General features: G+C 72.9%; 22 protein-coding genes and 1 pseudogene. 13 read left to right on the top strand and 10 right to left on the bottom strand.

Annotation, left to right across the window (positions count from 1 at the left end):
* Window positions 1-54: 54 nt before the first annotated feature.
* Together fdxA and dapC are read left to right on the top strand one after the other, a co-directional pair.
* On the top strand, window positions 55-387 hold the full coding sequence (gene fdxA / locus ACZ51S_RS13270) for a ferredoxin (protein ID WP_007266339.1): 333 nt from the start codon (window positions 55-57) through the stop codon (window positions 385-387).
* Window positions 388-502: 115 nt separating this feature from the next.
* On the top strand, window positions 503-1,597 hold the full coding sequence (dapC, locus tag ACZ51S_RS13275; RefSeq protein WP_468800937.1) for a succinyldiaminopimelate transaminase: 1,095 nt from the start codon (window positions 503-505) through the stop codon (window positions 1,595-1,597).
* 84 nt (window positions 1,598-1,681) lie between these two features.
* On the opposite strand, the gene ACZ51S_RS13280 is transcribed toward dapC, so the two are convergent.
* On the bottom strand, window positions 1,682-2,023 hold the full coding sequence (locus tag ACZ51S_RS13280) for an ATP-binding protein (protein ID WP_468478358.1): 342 nt from the start codon (window positions 2,021-2,023) through the stop codon (window positions 1,682-1,684).
* 268 nt (window positions 2,024-2,291) lie between these two features.
* Window positions 2,292-3,287, bottom strand: a complete 996-nt coding sequence (locus ACZ51S_RS13285) for a hypothetical protein (RefSeq protein WP_468478357.1) — start codon at window positions 3,285-3,287, stop codon at window positions 2,292-2,294.
* An 87-nt stretch (window positions 3,288-3,374) separates the two neighbouring features.
* Between ACZ51S_RS13285 and dapE the strand changes: the two genes are divergently transcribed.
* Both dapE and ACZ51S_RS13295 read left to right on the top strand, forming a co-directional pair.
* Entirely contained in the window at window positions 3,375-4,454 is a 1,080-nt protein-coding gene (gene dapE, locus ACZ51S_RS13290; RefSeq protein ID WP_388934027.1) for a succinyl-diaminopimelate desuccinylase, read from the top strand.
* Window positions 4,455-4,518: 64 nt separating this feature from the next.
* On the top strand, window positions 4,519-5,283 hold the full coding sequence (locus ACZ51S_RS13295; protein ID WP_388934025.1) for an LOG family protein: 765 nt from the start codon (window positions 4,519-4,521) through the stop codon (window positions 5,281-5,283).
* A 73-nt stretch (window positions 5,284-5,356) separates the two neighbouring features.
* Here the strand turns inward: ACZ51S_RS13295 and folP are convergent, their stop codons facing one another.
* Window positions 5,357-6,217 (bottom strand): dihydropteroate synthase, encoded by an 861-nt coding sequence (gene folP, locus ACZ51S_RS13300; RefSeq protein WP_468478356.1) that lies wholly within the window; start codon window positions 6,215-6,217, stop codon window positions 5,357-5,359.
* A 76-nt stretch (window positions 6,218-6,293) separates the two neighbouring features.
* On the opposite strand from folP, the gene ACZ51S_RS13305 reads away from it, so the two are divergent.
* Window positions 6,294-6,629 carry a DivIVA domain-containing protein gene (locus tag ACZ51S_RS13305; RefSeq protein WP_467894044.1) on the top strand — a complete coding sequence of 112 codons (336 nt, stop codon included), beginning with the start codon at window positions 6,294-6,296 and terminating at the stop codon, window positions 6,627-6,629.
* On the top strand, window positions 6,626-7,207 hold the full coding sequence (locus ACZ51S_RS13310; protein ID WP_468800933.1) for a DNA-3-methyladenine glycosylase I: 582 nt from the start codon (window positions 6,626-6,628) through the stop codon (window positions 7,205-7,207). Before ACZ51S_RS13305 ends, ACZ51S_RS13310 begins: the two co-directional genes overlap by 4 nt.
* Window positions 7,208-7,211: 4 nt before the next feature.
* Here the strand turns inward: ACZ51S_RS13310 and chcB are convergent, their stop codons facing one another.
* Window positions 7,212-8,015, bottom strand: coding sequence for a 2-cyclohexenylcarbonyl CoA isomerase (chcB, locus tag ACZ51S_RS13315; RefSeq protein WP_468960769.1), 804 nt, complete (start codon window positions 8,013-8,015; stop codon window positions 7,212-7,214).
* 333 nt (window positions 8,016-8,348) lie between these two features.
* Here chcB and ACZ51S_RS13320 point away from each other — a divergent pair, with 333 nt between their 5' ends.
* Window positions 8,349-8,516: a DUF3117 domain-containing protein gene (locus ACZ51S_RS13320; protein ID WP_003966491.1), complete on the top strand. Its 168-nt coding sequence runs from the start codon at window positions 8,349-8,351 to the stop codon at window positions 8,514-8,516.
* Between the two features lie 112 nt (window positions 8,517-8,628).
* Here ACZ51S_RS13320 and ACZ51S_RS13325 read toward each other — a convergent pair whose 3' ends face one another.
* Complete coding sequence (locus ACZ51S_RS13325; protein ID WP_388934014.1) at window positions 8,629-9,291, bottom strand: O-methyltransferase; 663 nt, start codon at window positions 9,289-9,291, stop codon at window positions 8,629-8,631.
* 167 nt (window positions 9,292-9,458) lie between these two features.
* Between ACZ51S_RS13325 and sigE the strand changes: the two genes are divergently transcribed.
* From sigE to ACZ51S_RS13350, 5 genes and pseudogenes are all read left to right on the top strand, one after another.
* Complete coding sequence (gene sigE, locus ACZ51S_RS13330; RefSeq protein WP_388934011.1) at window positions 9,459-10,238, top strand: RNA polymerase sigma factor SigE; 780 nt, start codon at window positions 9,459-9,461, stop codon at window positions 10,236-10,238.
* Window positions 10,235-10,696, top strand: a pseudogene (locus tag ACZ51S_RS13335) (anti-sigma factor family protein); the annotation flags it as partial. The gene sigE and the pseudogene ACZ51S_RS13335, both read left to right, overlap by 4 nt.
* Before the next feature lie 279 nt (window positions 10,697-10,975).
* The gene (locus tag ACZ51S_RS13340) at window positions 10,976-12,310 is read left to right on the top strand and encodes a trypsin-like peptidase domain-containing protein (RefSeq protein ID WP_468478353.1); all 1,335 of its coding nucleotides are present in this window, start codon (window positions 10,976-10,978) and stop codon (window positions 12,308-12,310) included.
* A gap of 158 nt (window positions 12,311-12,468) precedes the next feature.
* Window positions 12,469-12,906 carry a sec-independent translocase gene (locus ACZ51S_RS13345; RefSeq protein WP_468478352.1) on the top strand — a complete coding sequence of 146 codons (438 nt, stop codon included), beginning with the start codon at window positions 12,469-12,471 and terminating at the stop codon, window positions 12,904-12,906.
* Window positions 12,907-13,035: 129 nt separating this feature from the next.
* Entirely contained in the window at window positions 13,036-13,773 is a 738-nt protein-coding gene (locus ACZ51S_RS13350; protein ID WP_468884373.1) for a hypothetical protein, read from the top strand.
* Between the two features lie 88 nt (window positions 13,774-13,861).
* Here ACZ51S_RS13350 and ACZ51S_RS13355 read toward each other — a convergent pair whose 3' ends face one another.
* The 3 genes from ACZ51S_RS13355 to ACZ51S_RS13365 form a co-directional block, all read right to left on the bottom strand.
* Window positions 13,862-15,022: an Mrp/NBP35 family ATP-binding protein gene (locus tag ACZ51S_RS13355; RefSeq protein WP_388933998.1), complete on the bottom strand. Its 1,161-nt coding sequence runs from the start codon at window positions 15,020-15,022 to the stop codon at window positions 13,862-13,864.
* 43 nt (window positions 15,023-15,065) lie between these two features.
* Window positions 15,066-15,641, bottom strand: coding sequence for a DUF1003 domain-containing protein (locus ACZ51S_RS13360; protein ID WP_468478379.1), 576 nt, complete (start codon window positions 15,639-15,641; stop codon window positions 15,066-15,068).
* A gap of 97 nt (window positions 15,642-15,738) precedes the next feature.
* On the bottom strand, window positions 15,739-17,010 hold the full coding sequence (locus ACZ51S_RS13365) for a magnesium transporter MgtE N-terminal domain-containing protein (RefSeq protein WP_388933996.1): 1,272 nt from the start codon (window positions 17,008-17,010) through the stop codon (window positions 15,739-15,741).
* A 188-nt stretch (window positions 17,011-17,198) separates the two neighbouring features.
* On the opposite strand from ACZ51S_RS13365, the gene ACZ51S_RS13370 reads away from it, so the two are divergent.
* Window positions 17,199-17,999 (top strand): hypothetical protein, encoded by an 801-nt coding sequence (locus tag ACZ51S_RS13370; RefSeq protein WP_388933993.1) that lies wholly within the window; start codon window positions 17,199-17,201, stop codon window positions 17,997-17,999.
* Here ACZ51S_RS13370 and ACZ51S_RS13375 read toward each other — a convergent pair.
* On the bottom strand, window positions 17,996-18,508 hold the full coding sequence (locus ACZ51S_RS13375) for a hypothetical protein (protein WP_388933991.1): 513 nt from the start codon (window positions 18,506-18,508) through the stop codon (window positions 17,996-17,998). The two genes, ACZ51S_RS13370 and ACZ51S_RS13375, sit on opposite strands and share 4 nt — an antisense overlap.
* 55 nt (window positions 18,509-18,563) lie before the next feature.
* On the bottom strand, window positions 18,564-19,676 hold the full coding sequence (locus ACZ51S_RS13380) for a magnesium and cobalt transport protein CorA (protein ID WP_468169458.1): 1,113 nt from the start codon (window positions 19,674-19,676) through the stop codon (window positions 18,564-18,566).
* Window positions 19,677-19,883 lie beyond the last annotated feature (207 nt).

The following is a 19,883-nucleotide window of genomic DNA, read 5'->3' on the forward strand; positions in this document are numbered from 1 at the left end:
GACGACGCCGCGCTCCCGCGCGAATGGAAAGCCCTACCGAGGAGGAACGAGAGCGTGACCTACGTCATCGCGGAGCCTTGTGTCGACGTCAAGGACAAGGCATGCATCGAAGAGTGCCCCGTCGACTGCATCTACGAGGGCCAGCGGTCCTTGTACATCCACCCGGACGAGTGCGTCGACTGCGGCGCGTGTGAGCCGGTCTGCCCGGTCGAGGCCATCTTCTACGAGGACGACACCCCGGAGGAGTGGAAGGACTACTACAAGGCGAACGTGGAGTTCTTCGACGAGCTCGGCTCGCCCGGTGGTGCCTCCAAGCTCGGCCTGATCGAGCGCGACCACCCCTTCGTCGCGGCGCTGCCCGCCGACATCAACGCCGGCGAGCACTGACCGTTCCACGGCAGACGCGCCTCTCGGTCCCGTACGGCCCCGCTGCCGCGCGGGACCGAGCCGTTTCCCCGTACGACACAGCCCCCGCAGCAGCCCAGAGAGAGCAGAGAGCACCGTGGCCGCAGTTTCCGACCGTCTTCCCGCCTTTCCCTGGGACAAGCTGGAGCCGTACAAGGCCACGGCGGCGGCCCACGCTGACGGCATCGTCGACCTGTCGGTCGGCACCCCCGTGGACCCGGTGCCCGACCTGATCCGGCGCGCCCTGGTCGCCGCCGCGGACTCCCCGGGCTACCCGACGGTGTGGGGGACGCCCGCGCTGCGCGACGCGATCACCGGCTGGCTCCGGGGCCGGCTCGGCGCGAGCGCCGCCGGACACCGCAACGTCCTGCCGGTGGTCGGCTCCAAGGAACTGGTGGCCTGGCTGCCGACCCAGCTGGGTCTCGGCGCCGGCGACAAGGTGGCCTACCCGCGGCTCGCGTACCCGACGTACGAGGTCGGCGCGCGGCTGTGCGGCGCCGAGGCCGTCGTGTACGACGACCCCATGGAGCTGGACCCGGCGGGCGTGAAGCTGCTGTGGCTCAACTCCCCGTCCAACCCCACCGGGAAGGTCATCCCGAAGGAAGAGCTGGTCCGGATCGTCGCCTGGGCGCGCGAGCACGGCATCCTGCTCTTCAGCGACGAGTGCTACCTGGAGCTGGGCTGGGAGGCCGAGCCCGTCTCCGTCCTCCACGACGACGTGTGCGGGGGTTCCTACGAGGGCCTCGTGGCGGTGCACTCCCTCTCCAAGCGGTCCAACCTGGCGGGCTACCGGGCCGCGTTCATCGCCGGTGACGCGGCCGTGCTCGGGGAGCTGCTGGAGATCCGCAAGCACGGCGGCATGATGACCCCCGCCCCGGTGCAGGCGGCCACGGTGGCGGCCCTCGGCGACGACGCCCACGTCGAGGAACAGCGCGCCCGCTACGCCGCCCGCCGCGAGGCACTGCGCACGGCCCTGGAGGCGCACGGCTTCCGCATCGAGCACAGCGAGGCCAGCCTCTACCTGTGGGCGACCCGTGACGAGCCCTGCTGGGACACCGTCGCGCACCTCGCCGGACTCGGCATCCTGGTCGCCCCGGGCGACTTCTACGGCGAGGCGGGCGCGAAGTTCGTCCGCGTCGCCTTCACGGCCACCGACGAACGGGTCGCGGCCGCGGTCAAGCGCCTCGGCTGAGCCGACGGCTCGCGTACGACGCCCCGAGGGGGCCGGGAGCAGCCGCTCCCGGCCCCCTCGGGCGTTTCCGCGTCCAGCGGTGGTTCAGCCGCCCAGCGGCAGGCCGCCCAGGGGCAGCTGGCCCACCGGCAGCTGGCCGGCGACCGGCAGGCCGCCCAGCGTCTGGCCGGCCGCGCCCGCGCCGCCGACGACCTCGGAGGCGGGACCGGTGACGGGGGCGGCGGCCGGGAGGGCCTCGGTGGCGGTGTGCGCGGCGTCGGTGGCCGCGCCGGTGTCGGGGGCGGTGAGCGTGTTCAGCTTCGGCAGGGACTCCAGGCCCACGGCGTCGGCCGCGCTGGCGGCGCCTGCCGCACCGACCACGGGAGCGGTACCGGCTGCGAGGAGAAGCGCGGCGCGGGCGATCCGACGGGTCAGGGGGAGGGTCATGATGCTCCTAAGCGGTAGCGGCTGAGTACGCCGTGTACAACCGCTCCCGGGGTGGGGGGAGTTGCGGACCAGCCGGGTAAAGGATCGGTAACGCATCGTTTAATCGGCTTCCGTGACAAGAGCACCGGACCCCCGCCGACCTGCGCTTCTGTCCGCCTTCCGGGGGTACGGCCCGAACGCGTGGACACCCCTCCCGGGTGACGGCCCGTACGCCTGACCGGGCCGGCCGCTGAGCGTCCGGCGAGCGGACTGTCCGGGGTGCCGGCGGTCAGCGGGCCGTGGCGGGGGCCACGAAGATCCGTACCTCGCCCGGAGCCGCGTCGTGCGGGTCCCCGGCGCCGCCCTTGCGGCCGCCGCCCTCACCCCGCCACGCCCCGCCGTCCCGGCCGGCCACCCACGAGGAGCCGTCGTACGAGACCCTGGCGATGCCCAGTTCCTTCGACCGGGCCACCGCCCAGTGGGCCATCGCCCGGCCCCGCCGCGCCTCCGCCGGGCCGCCGCCCTCCTTGAGCCGCAGCCCCACCTCGGGCTCCGGGACCGCCCCGCCCGGCGCCGACCGCCCCGCCGGAGCGCCCGCCCGGCCCGCGCCCAGCGCGTCCCGCGCGGCGGGGCCGAAGGCCCGCGTCAGCTCCGCCCGCACCTTCTCCGGATCGCCCGCCGAGGGCGCCGGGCCCGAGCAGGCCAGGGAGGCCGGTACGCCGTTCTCGCCGAAGGCGGCCGTCAGCACCGTCGCGTCCGGCTCGTGCTTCGCGTACGCCTGCGGGAAACCGCTGAGCTGCACCTTCTGCGCGGCCACCGTCAGCGGCAGCCGGGTGTAGCCCTTGATCTCCGCGAGCCGGTCGTAGAAGATCCCCGCCGAGTACACCGGGTCCATGATCTGCTCCGGGGTGCCCCACCCCTGCGAGGGCCGCTGCTGGAAGAGCCCCAGCGAATCGCGGTCGCCGTGGTCGAGGTTGCGCAGCGCCGACTCCTGCATCGCCGTCGCCAGCGCGATGGTCACCGCCCGGTCCGGGAGCCCCTTGGAGATCCCGACGGCGGCTATCGTCGCCGCGTTCGCCGCCTGCTCGTGGGTCATCTCGTACGTCTGGACGGTCCCCGCGCCCGCGGAGCCGGCTCCCGTCGCCGTGGCCGTGCAGTAGGAGGCGCCGTTGTTGGAGTCGCGCTGGACGGCGAAGTACCCGATCACCCCGAGCAGGACGACCAGGCCCACGGCCTTGCGGAACGGCCGGCGGGAACGGGAGCGGGAGCGATCGGTCTCGGACACGCGGCCCACCGTACTTGAGGCCGATTAACCGTCCACCGGCCGGACGCTCCCCCTTCCCGCCCATCCCGGGGCGTTAGGGTCAGTTCCATGTCCGAATCCGAGCTGGACCTCACCCTGGACGCTGCCGAGCTGACCGCCCGGCTCGTCGACATCCCCTCCGTGAGCGGCGACGAGAAGGTGCTCGCCGACCTCGTGGAAGAAGCGCTGCGCGCCCTCCCGCACCTCACCGTCGACCGCCTCGGCAACAACGTGGTGGCCCGTACGCACCTCGGCCGCGCCGAGCGCGTCGTCCTGGCCGGCCACCTCGACACCGTGCCGATCGCCGACAACGTCCCGTCCCGCCTGGACGAGAACGACGTGCTGTGGGGCTGCGGCACGACGGACATGAAGTCCGGGGTGGCCGTGCAGCTGAGGATCGCCGCGACGGTCCCCGAACCCAACCGCGACCTCACCTTCGTCTTCTACGACCAGGAGGAGGTCGCCGCCGACCTCAACGGCCTCGGCAAGGTCGCGGCCGCCCACCCCGACTGGCTGACCGGCGACTTCGCCGTACTGCTGGAACCCTCCAACGCCGAGGTCGAGGGCGGCTGCCAGGGCACCCTGCGGGTGCTGCTGCGCACCAAGGGCGAGCGCGCCCACTCCGCGCGCAGCTGGATGGGCTCCAACGCCATCCACACCGCGAGCCCCATCCTCGCGAAGCTGGCCGCGTACGAGCCCCGCAAGCCGGTCATCGACGGCCTGGAGTACCACGAGGGCCTCAACGCGGTCCGCATCGAGGGCGGCGTCGCCAACAACGTCATCCCGGACTCCTGCACCGTGACCGTGAACTTCCGCTACGCCCCCGACCGCAGCGAGGCCGACGCGCTGGCCCACGTACGGGAGGTCTTCGCGGACTGCGACATCGCCGAGTTCGTGGTCGACGACTCCTCCGGCGGCGCCCTGCCGGGCCTGTCCCACCCGGCCGCGGCGGCCTTCATGGAAGCGGTCGGCGGCCGGCCGATGCCCAAGTTCGGCTGGACGGACGTCTCCCGCTTCAGCGCGCTCGGCGTGCCGGCGGTCAACTACGGGCCGGGCGACGCCCTGCTGGCCCACAAGGTCGACGAACGCGTCGAGACGAAGGCGATCCTGCACTGCGAGGAACGACTCCGCGCCTGGCTGACCTCGTAAATTCCCCCTCCCGTCACTTTTGTGCGCCTAACCTGATCCAACGATCAGCTGGAGGGAGCACATCATGGGCAACCACGGCAGTGCCGAGGGGTCCGCTCGTCGGCCCGAGGAGCAGCAGCTCGGGCCGGTGCTGCGCAGACGCGGCCAGGTGCAGGCGGGCAGCACGACGGACCAGAGGCTGCTGGACTCGGCCGGACCCTCCGAGTGGGTGCACACCGATCCCTGGCGGGTCCTGCGCATCCAGTCGGAGTTCATCGAGGGCTTCGGCACCCTGGCGGAGCTGCCGCCCGCGATCAGCGTGTTCGGCTCGGCCCGCACGCCGGCGGACTCGCCGGAGTACGAGGCGGGCGTACGGATCGGCAGCGCGCTCGTCGAGGCCGGCTTCGCGGTGATCACCGGCGGCGGCCCGGGCGCCATGGAGGCCGCCAACAAGGGCGCCCGCGAGGCGAACGGCATCTCCGTCGGCCTGGGCATCGAGCTCCCCTTCGAGCAGGGGCTCAACCAGCACGTGGACCTCGGGCTGAACTTCCGGTACTTCTTCGTCCGCAAGACGATGTTCGTGAAGTACAGCCAGGGCTTCGTGGTGCTGCCGGGCGGACTGGGCACCCTGGACGAGATGTTCGAGGCGCTGACCCTGGTGCAGACGCAGAAGATCACCAGGTTCCCCATCGTGCTCTTCGGCACGGAGTACTGGGGCGGTCTGGTCGACTGGCTGCGCAACACGGTCATCGCCCAGGGCAAGGCCTCGGAGAAGGACCTCTACCTCTTCCACGTCACCGACGACGTGGAAGAGGCCATCGCGCTGGTGACGAAGGAAGTCGGCAAGTAGGGACGGCGGGCCGCGCCGCCCCGGCGCCGCGGCCCGGCCTCCCCCCCCAGGGGCGTCAGGCTGCCGACGGGGGTCAGGCGAGTCCGCGGCGGGCGACGGCCGGCGGCCGGTGGCCCTGGATCGAGCGGACCATGTCGAGCACCTGCCGGGTCTCCGCGACCTCGTGGACGCGGTAGACCTGCGCGCCGAGCCAGGCCGAGACGGCGGTGGTCGCCAGGGTGCCCAGCAGGCGCTCCTTGACCGGCTTGTCGAGGGTCTCGCCGACGAAGTCCTTGTTGGACAGGGAGACCAGCACCGGCCAACCGGTTTCGGTCATCTCCGCGAGGCGGCGGGTGGCCTCCAGTGAATGCCGGGTGTTCTTCCCGAAGTCGTGCCCCGGGTCGATCATGATGGACTCCCGGGGCACCCCGAGGGCCTCGGCCCGCTCCGCGAGCCCGACCGTGACGCGCAGGACGTCCTCCATCACGTCCTCGTACGAGGTCCGGTGCGGCCGCGTGCGCGGCTCGACCCCGCCCGCGTGGGTGCAGACGATGCCCGCGCCGTAGCGCGCCGCGACCTCCGCCAGCCGGGGGTCCACCCCGCCCCACGCGTCGTTCAGCACGTCCGCGCCGGCCTCGCAGACCGCCTCGCCGACCTCGTGCCGCCAAGTGTCCACGCTGATCACCACGTCCGGGTGGCGGCGGCGCACCTCCGCCACGAAGCCGACCGTGCGCCGGGCCTCCTCCGCCGCGTCCACGTGCTCGCCGGGCCCCGCCTTGACCCCGCCGATGTCGATGATCGCCGCGCCCTCGGCGACGGCCCGCTCCACCCGCTCCAGGGCCGGCTCGTCGCGGAAGGTCGCGCCCTGGTCGTAGAAGGAGTCCGGGGTGCGGTTCACGATGGCCATGATCACCGGCTCGTGGGTGTCGAACTCGCGCGTGCCCAGTCGCAGCATCCTGCTCTTTCCTCCTTCGGCGACCCTCGCGCCTCGTCTGCGACCTTAACCTGGTGGCCGGAGTCTCTCAGGGGAGTTGATCGTGTTCTGGTTCTTGCTGATCGCGCTGGTCGTGGTCGTGGCCGCGGTCACCCTCGCGGTGGTCGGCGCGGGCGCGGAAGCCGTGCTGCCCGAGGCCGAGCCGGACCGGGTGGCCGACGCGCTCCCGGAGAGCCGGCCGGTCGTACGGGCGGACATCGACGCCCTGCGCCTGCCGGTCGCGCCGCGCGGCTACCGGATGGCCGAGGTGGACGACGTACTGGACCGGCTCGCGGCCGAGCTGGCCGAGCGGGACGCGCGGATCGCGGAGCTGACGGCGGCGCGCGCCCAGGCCCCGGCGGACCGGGTCGACCTCACGAAGGACGAGCGGTGAGCGGCGCCGGGCCGCTGGCGGGCCCGGACGGCGGTCTGCGCTGTCCGTGGGGGCTGTCCACGGAGGACTACGTCCGCTATCACGACACCGAATGGGGAAGGCCCGTCCACGGGGACGACGCGCTGTACGAGCGGCTGTGCCTGGAGGCCTTCCAGTCCGGGCTGTCGTGGCTGACGATCCTGCGCCGGCGCGAGGGCTTCCGCAAGGCGTTCTCGGACTTCCGGATCGCCGCGGTCGCGGAGTTCGGCCCGGCCGACGCGGAGCGGCTGATGGGCGACGAGGGGATCATCCGCAACCGGGCCAAGATCGAGGCCACCCTCGCCAACGCGAAGGTGCTGGCCGGCTGGGACGCGGGGGAGCTGGACCGGCTGATCTGGTCGCACGCCCCCGAGGAGCCGGGCCGGGCCCCGAGGAGCACCGCCGACGTGCCGGCGGTGACCCCGGAGTCCACGGCCCTGGCCAAGGCCCTCAAGAAGGCGGGCATCCGCTTCGTCGGGCCGACCACGGCCTACGCCCTGATGCAGGCGTGCGGCCTGGTCAACGACCACCTGGAGGGGTGCGTCTTCCGCGAGGGCTGAGGCGTCAGCGGCCGAGGTACCGCGGCGGCTGCTTCGAGAGGAAGGCCTCGACGGCGATGGAGTGGTCCTCGGATGCGCCCGCCCGGGTCTGGAGGACGTCCTCGCGCTCCAGGGCCTCCGGGAGGGAGTGCGACGCCCCGTAGGCCAGGGACTCCTTCAGGGCCGCGTAGGCCACCGTGGGGCCCGCGGCGAGGGCGCGGGCGACCGCCTCGGCCTCGGCGTGCAGGAACTCGGCGGGGACCAGGCGGTTCGCGATGCCCAGCTCGTAGGCCTCCTGCGCCTTGACGGAGCGGGGGAAGAGCAGCAGGTCGCAGGCGCGGGAGGCGCCGATCAGGCGGGGCAGTGTCCAGGACACCCCGGAGTCGGCGGTCAGCGCGACCCCGGCGAAGGAGGTGTTGAAGGACGCCGTGTCCGCGACGACGCGGTAGTCGGCCGCGAGCGCGAAGCCGAAGCCGGCCCCCGCGGCGACGCCGTTGACCCCGGCCACGACGGGCTTGGGCATCTCCGTCAGGGCCCGCACGATCGGGTTGTAGTGCTCGGAGACGGTGCTCATCGTGAGCTTCGAGCCGCTCTCGCGGTCCGCCGCCAGGTTCCCGATGTGCTCCTTGAGGTCCTGGCCCACGCAGAAGGCCCGGTTCCCGGCGGCGGTGAGCAGCACCGCCCGTACGGCGGTGTCGGCTGCCGCCGCCCGGACGGCGTCGCGCAGGGCGACCTTGGCCTCCGTGTTCATGGCGTTCATCGCGTCGGGCCGGTTGATCGTGACGGTCGCGAGTCCGTCGGTGACTTCGTAGAGCACGCTGTCGGCCATGGTCGGGGGTCCCCCTTCGTCGCGGGCTTGGCTACCGGCCGGTACCGGCCGGTGCAAGGGCCAGCATGGCGGACGGGACCGGGGGTGGTCATGTGATGTGCGTCAAACAAAGCGGAGCCCCATCCCTGGGGGCAGCGGCGAAGTATCGCAGGCGGATCCCCGAAATGAGTGGTTTTGGCCGAGCGCGTTGCGCAAGCGTTCCCGTCCGATGTTGGTCATCGGGTCCTGACATGCGGGATAATGGCTGGGAAGCAATGTGTTCGATGCCGGGTACTAGGCGCCTGAACGGGGCCGTCGGCTGACGATGAGCTGGTTTCAGGAAGGGGAACGAGCATGGCGGCCATGAAGCCGCGGACGGGCGACGGCCCGCTCGAGGTCACCAAGGAGGGGCGAGGCATCGTCATGCGCGTACCGCTCGAAGGCGGTGGTCGGCTCGTCGTCGAGCTGACCCCGGACGAGGCGGACGCCCTGGGTGACGCCCTGAAGAAGGTCGTCGGCTGAGCCTCGGCACCACCAGATCTTGACACCGCCCCCGTCGCTCAGCGGCGGGGGCGGTGTTGCGTTCCCCGGGCCGGCCCGGGGGCCGCCCGGTGCCCGCGGGGCGGCCGGCGGGTCAGCGGCGGACCGCGCAGAGGAGCCCGTCGCCCACCGGGAGCAGGGCCGCCTCCAGGGCCGGGCTCTCCCGGACGCTGCGCAGCAGCTCGCGCACCCGGATGACCTCCACCGGCTGCGCGGCGGAGTCGACGGTGCGCCCGTCGGCGAAGACCCCCTCGAAGCACACCAGCCCGCCCGGCCTCAGCAGACGCAACGATTCCGCGAGGTAGTCGAGGGACTCGGCCGGGTCGCCGTCGCAGAAGACCAGGTCGTACCCGCCGTCGGCGAGCCGGGGCAGGACGTCCAGGGCGCGGCCCGGGATGAAGCGGGCCCGGTTGCCCGCGAAGCCGGCGGCGCGGAAGGCCTGGCGGGCGAAGGCCTGCCGGTCGGCCTCGGGGTCCACGGTGGTCAGGACCCCGTCCGGCCGCATCCCGTGCAGCAGGTGGATCCCCGAGACGCCGGTGCCCGTACCGATCTCGGCGACGGCCTTGGCGTCGGCGGTGGCGGCGAGCAGACGCAGCGCGGCCCCGGTGCCCGGGGACACGGACCGCAGGCCCGCTTCCCTGGACCGGTCTCGGGCCCATCGCAGAGCGTCGTCCTCGGCGACGAACGCGTCGGCGAACGCCCAGCTCGTCTGCCGGTTGCCGCTAATGACCCTCTCCTGTCCCCATAGTTGGCGCAACGGTGACTGTATCCGCTGGCGTCGGGAACCCGCAGATGGGACCGGGCGTTGGGAGGGTGAGAGGCGGGATAGAGGGGACGGCTGTGGGCAGATCGGCGGTCCGGACCCCGAGGCTCGTGCAAAGTTAGTGCAAAAACGCTTATCCAGAGCTGACGGGAGGGGTGGCTATGGTAGGGGCTCCACTGGACACCACCAGAGCCGACAGGGGAGGTGCGGCTGCGCTTGTGGATCGTGGAGGCGTTCTGAGACGTCTCTTCTGGTCGGCGGGTGAGCCGAAATCCGTGACCTACACTGCTGACCGCTTCCACACCGCCCACACCGCGACCACCGCGACCTTCGCCGCCGATGCGGGCTCCCAGGCGTGGACCCCTCCCACCTGGGAGGAGATCGTCAGCACGCACAGCGCGCGGGTCTACCGCCTCGCCTACCGCCTGACGGGCAACCAGCACGACGCCGAGGACCTGACGCAGGAAGTCTTCGTCCGCGTCTTCCGCTCGCTGTCCACGTACACGCCCGGCACCTTCGAGGGCTGGCTGCACCGCATCACCACCAACCTGTTCCTGGACATGGTGCGCCGCAAGCAGCGCATCCGCTTCGACGCGCTGGGCGACGACGCCGCCGAGCGGCTGCCGAGCCGTGAGCCGTCCCCCCAGCAGGTGCTCCACGACACCCACTTCGACGCCGACGTGCAGCAGGCGCTGGACACCCTCGCGCCCGAGTTCCGTGCCGCCGTGGTCCTCTGCGACATCGAGGGCCTGTCCTACGAGGAGATCGCCGCCACGCTCGGGGTGAAGCTCGGCACGGTCCGCAGCCGGATCCACCGGGGCCGCTCGCACCTGCGCAAGGCGCTCAAGCACCGCTCTCCCGAGGCCCGTGCCGAGCAGCGCGCGCTGGCGGGCGTGTCGGTGGGCGCGCCGGGTGCCGGCGGAGAGGGCGGACCCGAGTGAGCGGAGCCAGTCCCTCCCCCGCCGAACAGCACCTGGGCGACCGGCTCGCCGCCCTCGTGGACGGGGAGCTGAAGCACGACGCGCGCGAGCGGGTGCTGGCGCACCTGGCGACCTGCGCCAAGTGCAAGGCCGAGGCCGACGCGCAGCGCCGGCTGAAGACCCTGTTCGTGGAGAGCGCCCCGCCGCCGCTGTCCGCCGGGCTGCTGGCCCGGCTCCAGGGGCTGCCGGGAGCGGGCCCCGAGGGGCCCGCCGGGCCGGGCGGCGGACCGGGGGCTCCGCTCGCGCCCCCGGCTCCGGGCATCGACCCCTTCTCCGCGTTCGGGTACTCCGCCCCGGCCGCCCCGCGCGAGGGTTTCCGTATCCACGAGGTGGGCCGGCCCAGACGCCGCTTCGCCTTCGTGGCGGCGGGAGCCGTGTCGCTGGCCGCGCTCGCGCTCGGCGGCTCGCTGCCGCTGGACGGGCTGGAGCCGAAGGCCCGGGGCGAGGCGCCCGCGACCCGGCCCGGACCCTCCGTGCCGCTGACCGACGCCTTCGTCCGTGACCGCGTCCCCACCCCCGTGGCGCCGACCGGCCCGGTGCCGGCGGGGCAGCTGCCCTCGGTGGCCCCCTCCGTCCCGGTGACGGCCGAGCCGGTGTCGCTCAGCCGCTGACCCGGGCCCCCCGGGGGCCCCGGCACCTGGTTGAATCTGCGGCACACGCGCCGCCCCGCGGTGCGCCAGGCCCGCGGGGGAGTGCCCATGTCCGACAGTCAGCAGAACGGTCCGGCTCCGGCGTGGTGGAGCCGGCCCGCGGACGCCCCGGAGCCCGGGCCTCGGGCGGACACCGCCGGGGCCCCGCCCGTTCCCGCCTCCGAGCCCGGTCCGGCCGCCGCTCCCACGACCGGGTCCGGCCTCCGCTACGACCCCTGGGCCGCCGCCCCGCTCCAGGTCGTCGACCGCGGCGGGACGCGCCGCGCCCCCGGGCTGTGGACACTGACCCTGCTCGGCACCGTCATCGCCCTCCTCGCGGGGTGCGCGGGCGGCTACCTCGGCATCCTCGCCGAGCGGCGCACCGCCACCCGGCTGGAGCTCCCGCAGGCCGCCGCCGACGACGACAAGGGCAGGGCCCCCGGCAGCGTGGCCGGCATCGCGGCCGCCGCACTGCCCGGCGTGGTCACCCTGCACGTCAGCGGGGGCGGCGGCAGCGGCACCGGAACCGGCTTCGTCCTCGACGGGCAGGGCCACATCCTGACGAACAACCACGTCGTCGCCGGCGCCCGGGACATCACGGTCACCTTCAGCACCGGCGAGAGCGTCCCCGCCGAGCCGGTCGGCCACGACAGCGGCTACGACCTGGCCGTGGTCAAGGTCAGCGGTGTCCGCGGCCTGCGCCCCCTGGCCCTCGGCAACTCCGAGAACGTCCGCGTCGGCGACCCGGTGGTGGCCATCGGCGCCCCCTTCGACCTCTCCAACACCGTCACCTCGGGCATCATCAGCGCCACCGGCCGCCCCATCACCGCGGGCGGCGGCAAGGGTGACGGCAAGGACGACGGCAGCGACATCAGCTACGTCGACGCCCTCCAGACCGACGCCCCCATCAACCCCGGCAACTCCGGCGGCCCCCTCCTCGACTCCCGTGCCCACGTGATCGGCATCAACAGCGCCATCCGCGGCGCCGACAAGGGCGAGGACGGCGACGACCCCACCCGCCAGAGCGGCAGCATCGGCCTCGGCTTCGCCATCCCCGTCAACCAGGGCAAGCGGGTCGCCGAGGAACTCATCCGCACCGGCCGCGCCACCCACCCCGTCATCGGCGTCAACCTGGACATGGAGTACAAGGGCGACGGAGCCCGGGTCGACGCCAAGGGCGAGGGCGGCAAGCCCTCCGTGGTGGCCGACGGGCCGGGCGCCCGCGCCGGGATCAGGCCCGGCGACGTGATCACCAAGGTGGACGGCGTACGCGTACACGGCGGCGACGAGCTGATCATCAAGATCAGGGCGCACCGGCCGGGCGACCGCCTCGGCCTGACCGTGCTGCGCGACGGCCGGGAACGCACCCTGACCGTGGTCCTCGGCTCGGCGAGCGGCTCCTGAGACGCCCCGGGGCGCTGGCGGGCGGCGCGGTCCACCACACGAATACCGGATGACGCCCGGGTGAATCCGCGAACGGTCCCGCACCGGCGTAGGGGCGCGCAAGAAACGCCGGGTACCGTTGACCGGGCCGGATGTGGAGAGAGCCGAGGAGCGGCAAGGTGTTCAACGACATAGGCGCACTCGAGCTGGTCACCATCGTGGTGCTCGCCATCCTCGTCTTCGGCCCGGACAAGCTGCCGAAGGTGATCCAGGACGTCTCGGGCTTCATCAGGAAGATCCGCGCGTTCTCGGACAGCGCCAAGCAGGACATCCGCTCCGAACTGGGCCCGGAGTTCAAGGACTTCGAGTTCGAGGACCTGAACCCGAAGACCTTCATCCGCAAGCAGCTGAACGAGAACGAGGACCTCCGGGAACTGCGCACCAGCTTCGACCTCCGCAAGGAACTGAACGAGGTCACCGACGCGGTCAACGGCCGCGAGGCCGACGAGCCCCGGGCCGCCGCCGCGCCCGCCGCCGGCACCGGCCCGGACCTGCTGAAGAAGCCCGCGCCCCCCGCCCAGGACACGCGCACCCCCTTCGACGCCGACGCCACCTGAGCCGCGGCCTGCCCGTCGATCCGGGGCCGGATGGCTATCCTCCATCTGTCCGGACCCGGGCCGCCCGCGGAGGGGGGCACCCCAGCGCAACGAGGGCCGTTCCGGACCCCACGGAACGAGAGGCCACTCATGGAGACGACGAGCAGTAGCCGCGTAGGCACGCAGCCCGCCGAAGCCCCCGAAGACGCACCGCCCGCGCTGACCGAGCCCGCGGAACACACCGGCCAGGCCGCCCCCGGCCGGCCCCCCGAGGCCGCCGCACCCGTCCCGCCGGCCCGCCGGGCGGCGGCGGGCTACCTGAACGCGGCGTTCCCCTGGTACGGGCTGGACGGGGCCTTCACCGGCCCCCGCTGGCTCATGCAGGTCGGCACCGGAGCCGACGGCACCGTGGAACACGGCTCCACCGGCCACGGCGACGAACCGTCCGCCCGCGGCGAGATCGCCACCGGCGAGAAGGACCGCTTCGCGGTGGTGGTCACGGTCGCCAGCAACCCCCTGCGCCGCAGCGGCGACGGCACCGGCGTCCTGGAGGCCACCTCGGTCTCCTCGGCGGCCTGGCTGGCCGGCTCGGGGCTGCTCGCCTACAGCTGGCCGCCGCAGATGGACCACACCCGGCGCGACGACTGGCTGGACCAGCAGACCGAGGCCGCCTGGGAACTCGCCGACGACCTCACCGGGCCGGACTGGTCGACGCTGTCGCTGCCGGTGGACGGCGAACCGACGCCGTTCCACTACCGCGAGTCGGAATTCGGGTGGGTGCTCGCCGGCTCCACCGGGAACGGGGTCCACCTCGGGGCGTACGGGCGGGGGATGAGCGCCTACGGGCTGGGGTTCTGCGCGATCGCCGACCTCGGGGCGTACGAGTAGACCCGGCGCGCGGACCGGGTACGCGAAAGGGCACCGCCTTGCGGGCGGTGCCCTCGACGCGGGCCGGGCGCGACTCCGGCGACAGGCCTCAGAACTTGTTGCGCGGGGTGATCCCCAGGGACATGCCCGACAGGCCGCGCGCGCGGCCGCCCAGCTTGCCCGCGATCGTGCGCAGGGCCGCACCCGCGGGGGAGTCCGGGTCGGACAGGACGACCGGCTTGCCGTCGTCGCCGCCCTCGCGCAGCCGCACGTCGATCGGGATCGTGCCGAGCACGGGAACCGTCGAGCCGACCGTCCTCGTCAGACCGTCGGCGACCTTCTGACCGCCGCCCGAACCGAACACGTCCACCATCTCGTCGCAGTGCGGGCACGGCAGGCCCGACATGTTCTCGACGACGCCGACGATCTTCTGGTGCGTCTGCACCGCGATCGAGCCGGCCCGCTCCGCGACCTCGGCGGCCGCCTGCTGCGGGGTCGTCACGACGAGGATCTCGGCGTTCGGCACCAGCTGCGCCACGGAGATCGCGATGTCGCCGGTGCCCGGCGGCAGGTCCAGCAGCAGCACGTCCAGGTCGCCCCAGAACACGTCCGCCAGGAACTGCTGGAGGGCTCGGTGCAGCATCGGGCCGCGCCACACCACGGGGGTGTTGCCCGGGGTGAACATGCCGATGGAGATGACCTTCACACCGTTGGCGGACGGCGGCATGATCATGTTCTCGACCTGGGTGGGCTTGCCCTCCACGCCGAGCATCCGCGGCACGCTGTGCCCGTAGATGTCGGCGTCGACCACGCCGACCTTCAGACCGTCGGCCGCCATCGCCGCGGCCAGGTTGACCGTCACGGAGGACTTGCCGACGCCGCCCTTGCCGGAGGCGACCGCGTAGACACGGGTCAGCGAACCGGGCTTGGCGAAGGGCACCTCCCGCTCGGCGGTGCCGCCGCGCAGCGTGGCCGCCAGCTCCTTGCGCTGCTCGTCGCTCATCACGTCCAGGGAGACGGCGACGGAGGTGACGCCCGCGACCTTCTCCACGGCCTCGGTCACGTTCTTCGTGATGGTCTCGCGCATGGGGCAGCCCGACACCGTGAGGTAGACCGTGACGGCGACGGCGCCGCCCTCACCGATCTCCACCGATTTGACCATGCCGAGCTCGGTGATCGGCCGGTGGATCTCGGGGTCGTTGACCGTCGCCAGCGCGTCCAGGATCGCGTCCTGCTCCGGCACGGCGGCGGAGGGTGTCTCGGTAGCCATGTCCCCGATGGTACGGCTCGGCGGCAGGGCTCAGGTAAGCCGATCAGCGGTCGTCTTCGTCACTTTCCCCGGGGAATAGGCGCCGCTCGTCCATCTCCTTGATCAGGTCCTGGAACTCCGACCTGATCCAGTCCCGGGTGGCGACCTCGCCCAGGCCCATCCGCAGCGCCGCGATCTCCCGCGTCAGGTACTCCGTGTCCGCGATGGAGCGCTCGTTCTGCTTGCGGTCCTGCTCCAGGTTGACCCGGTCCCGGTCGTCCTGCCGGTTCTGCGCGAGCAGGATCAGCGGGGCCGCGTACGAGGCCTGGAGGGACAGCATCAGCGTCAGGAAGATGAAGGGGTACTCGTCCCAGCGCATGTCCTTCGGCGCGAAGATGTTCCACAGCACCCACACCACGATGACCAGGGTCATCCAGACGATGAACCGGCCCGTGCCGAGGAACCGCGCCACCCGCTCCGACAGCCGCCCGAAGGCCTCCGGGTCGTACTCCGGCAGCAGCCTGCGGCGCGCCGCACGCGGCTGGTCGAGCCGTACGCGCGAACGCGTCAGCGCGCTCGCCCCGGCCGGCGCCGCGCTCCTCGCGCGTTCGCCGGAACGTTCCGTCCGATCGTGGCGCAACCGCTCCGCGGCCTCCTCCAGCCGCTCCGAGAGCCCCTCCCGGGCATGCTCGCGCCGCTCCCGGCGCCGCTCCCGCGCCGCATCGCCACGCCCGCGCTCAGTGCCCACGCAGGGCCTCCTCGGAGTGGAAGTCCGTCTCCCGCCAGTCGTCGGGCAGCAGGTGGTCCAGTACGTCGTCGACGGTGACCGCCCCCAGCAGGGAGCCGCTCTCGTCGACGACGGGCGCCGCGACCATGTTGTACGCGGCCAGGTAGCTCGTCACCGCCGGCAGCGAGGCGTCCGGGCGCAGCGGCGGCAGGTCCGCGTCCACGAGGGAGCTGACCAGGGTGAACGGGGGGTCGCGCAGCAGCCGCTGGAAGTGCACCGTCCCCAGGTACTTGCCCGTCGGCGTCTCGTCCGGCGGCCGGCAGACGTAGACCTGCGCCGCCAGCGCCGGCGACAGGTCCGACTTGCGCACGCGGGCCAGCGCGTCCGCGACCGTCGCGTCCGGGCGCAGCACGATCGGCTCGGTCGTCATCAGACCGCCCGCCGTGTTCTCCTCGTACGACAGCAGCCGGCGCACGTCGGCCGCGTCGTCCGGCTGCATCAGCGTCAGCAGCCGCTCCTTCTCCTCCTCCGGCAGCTCCGAGAGCAGGTCGGCCGCGTCGTCCGGATCCATGGCCTCCAGGACGTCGGCGGCGCGCTCCTCCTTCAGCTTGCCGAGGATCTCCACCTGGTCGTCCTCGGGCAGCTCCTCCAGGACGTCCGCGAGCCGGTCGTCGTCGAGCGCGTTGGCCACCTCGGCGCGCCGCTTCGGCGTCAGGTGGTGCAGGACGTTCGCCAGGTCCGCCGGACGCATCTGCTCGAAGGTCGCGACCAGGTTCTCGGCGCCCTGGCCCTCCTCCTCCAGGGAGAAGCCGGTGACCGCCGACCACTCCACGGTCAGCGTCTCGCCGCGCCGGCGCAGCGCGCCGCCCTTGCCCTTGCGTACGAAGATCCGGTCGATCTCCCAGTCGCGGCGCGCCGGCAGCTGCTGGATGGCCACGTCCAGGACGGTGGCCTCCTCGCCCGTGGCGACCAGCGTCACCCGGCGGTCCAGGAGTTCGCCGAGGACCAGCCGCTCGGTGGGGCGCTGCTCGAAGCGCCGCATGTTGACGACACCGGTGGTGATGACCTGGCCGGACTCCACACCCGTCACCCGGGTCATCGGCAGGAAGATCCGGCGCCGGCTGAGCACCTCGACCACCAGGCCCAGCAGCCGGGGCGGGCGGCCGCCGACCCGCAGCATCGCGACGATGTCGCGGACACGGCCGACCTGGTCGCCGTTGGGGTCGAAGACGGGCACACCCGACAGATGCGAGACGAAGATCCGCGGGGCGCCTGCAGCCATCCGTGCGCCTCCTAGAGCGTCCATCAACAGTCGTGCCGAGCCTCAGGCTAGCCCGTGCCGGGGGAAGGCGTCCTGGTGGGGCCGTCCGGCCGGGGTCCGGCCGGGGTGTCCGGGGGCCCGGCGGGACCGCGCCCCGGGGCGGGTACGCTGCCTGCTGCCCGCAGACCCCCGACGAGAGGCACCCGCCCGTGACCGCCTACACCTCCGCCGTACGGTTGCGCCGGGCCGCCTTCATCGGTGCCCTGTGCGCGGGCCTCACCGTCGCCGGGACGGGCTGCGCGGAGAAGCCGGACCCGGACAAGGGGACGAACGGGGTCGGCAAGCTCGCCCCCGAAAAGATCGAGGGCCAGGCGAAGGCCGCCGCGACCGCCGCGAACTCGGTCCACCTCTCGGGCACCCTCGTCACCGGCGGCAAGACCTTCACCCTCGACATGCGGCTGAAGGCGGACGGCGGCTCCGGCGAGGTGAAGTCGGCCGAGGACACCTTCCAGCTGCTGCGGGTCGGCGAGCAGCTGTACCTGAAGGCCAGCGCGGCCTTCTGGGGGAAGTCCGACTCGGCGGGCAAGCTCGGCGACAAGTACGTGAAGGTGCCCGAAGGGGACCCCTCGTACAAGCAGTTCCGCGGCTTCACCGACATGCACGTCCTGCTGGACGGGCTGCTGGGCCTCCAGGGCAAGCTCAGCAAGGGCGCCTACACCACGGTCGGGCACACCCGCGCGGTCCCCGTCTCGGCGGACGCCGGCAAGGGCGGCAAGCTGTCGGTGTCCCTGGAGGGGACCCCGTACCCGCTGCTGATGGAGCGCGCGGGCGGCGCCGGCCGGGTGGAGCTCTCCGAGTGGGGCAAGCCCTTCCCGCTGGAGGCGCCCGCCCAGGACCAGACCGTGGACTACGGCAGCCAGCTGCCCACCACCAAGGACGGCAAGGGCACCGCCCCCACCGCCTCCCCGGCCCCCTCGAAGTCGGGCCAGGGCTCCGACCCCACCCGCTAGCGGGCGGCCCTCTTCCGCTTCAGCAGCAGCTTCGGCAGGCCCGCGGGCACCGGCCCGCGGGTGACGGCCGGGGAGCCCAGCGGCCGGGCGGCCAGCGAGCCGGCTGGCAGCCGGTCGGCCACCGCCACCGGCTCCAGGCGCAGCAGCCGGCACTCGCGCGCCCAGCGCCGCGTCATCTCCTCCGAGTCGGGCGCGTTCAGCCGCTTCCCCTTGAGTTCGGCGACGGCGGCCTCCCAGGACTCGCTGCCGGGTACGAGCTCCCGTACGGCCGCGGTCCAGGCCACGAGCCGGCCGCCCTTGTCCTTGCTGCGTACGGTCACCTCGGCCGAGGCGCCGTCGGTGAGCCCGGGGAACGGCTGCTCGCCGGGCCCGTCGCCGAGCACGTGCGCGGCGCCGTCCACCCAGGCGTGCCACAGGGCCCGGTCGGCACCGGTGCCGCGGACCCAGATCAGGCCGGACTTCTTGGAGGCCTCCTCGACGAGGGCCAGGTCGAGCGCGCTGAGAGTCATGCGCACAGGGTAGGCGGTGGCCACCCGGCCGGTGAGACCGGCGGCACCCGGAGTCCTACAGCCAGCCGTTGCGGCGCAGGGTCCGGTGGATGGCGAAGCAACTGCCCACGATGGCGGCCATCACCAGGGGATAGCCGTAGCGCCAGTGCAGCTCCGGCATGTGCTCGAAGTTCATCCCGTACACGCCGCAGATCATCGTCGGCACGGCGATGATCGCCGCCCAGGAGGTGATCTTGCGCATGTCCTCGTTCTGCGCGACCGAGGCCTGGGCCAGGTTCGCCTGGAGGATGGAGTTCAGCAGCTCGTCGAAACCGATGACCTGCTCGTGCACCCGCGCGAGGTGGTCGGCCACGTCCCGGAAGTACTTCTGGATGTCGGGGTCCACCAGCCGCATGGGCCGCTCGCTGAGCAGCTCCATCGGGCGCAGCAGCGGCGAGACCGCCCGCTTGAACTCCAGCACCTCGCGCTTGAGCTGGTAGATGCGGCCCGCGTCGCCGCCCCGGGCGACCCCTTTGGCGGGAGCGGCGAAGACCGCGCTCTCCACCTCGTCGATGTCGTCCTGCACGGCCGCCGCGACCGCGATGTACCCGTCGACCACGTGGTCGGCGATCGAGTGCAGCACGGCCGAGGGGCCCCGCGAGAGCAGCTCCGGGTCGTCCTGGAGGCGGTGGCGCAGGCTCCGCAGGGAACCCTGCCCGCCGTGCCGGACGGTGATGACGAAGTCGGGGCCGGTGAAGCACATCACCTCACCCGTCTCCACCACCTCGCTGGTGGCGGTGAGTTCGGCGTGCTCCACGTAGTGGATCGTCTTGAAGACGGTGAAGAGGGTCTCGTCGTAGCGCTCCAGCTTCGGCCGCTGGTGGGCGTGCACCGCGTCCTCCACGGCCAGCGGGTGCAGGCCGAAGGTGGCGGCGATCCCGGCGAACTCGTCGTGGGTGGGCTCGTGCAGACCGATCCAGGCGAAGCCCCCGTCCTCGCGCACCCGGCGCAGGGCCTCACGGGGCGTCAGGCAGTCCCCCTGCGCTCGCCGGCCGTCGCGGTAGACGGCGCAGTCGACCACCGCGCTGCTGGCGGAGGGGTCGCGGGTGGTGTCGTAACCGGGCTGTACGGGGGTGGGCTTGCGCAGTGCCGGACGGACGGCGGCACGGAGGTAGGGCAGCATCGACATGGCAGGCTCCTTCTCGCGCACGGCCGCTGGACCGTACGGGTGGGAGGCCCTCTGCGGACCGGGGGCGGGCAGCCCGGGGCCGACGGAGGGAAACAGGACGGGAGGACAAAGTTCTGCCGTCGCTCTTCTGCTGATCAGAAGATCAAAGGTGGCTGGAGCCGCCCTTGACGGACGCCGAAGAGCGATTGGTACTGCACGATCGACTTC

It is taken from the genome of Streptomyces sp. NPDC034043, from assembly GCF_055575675.1.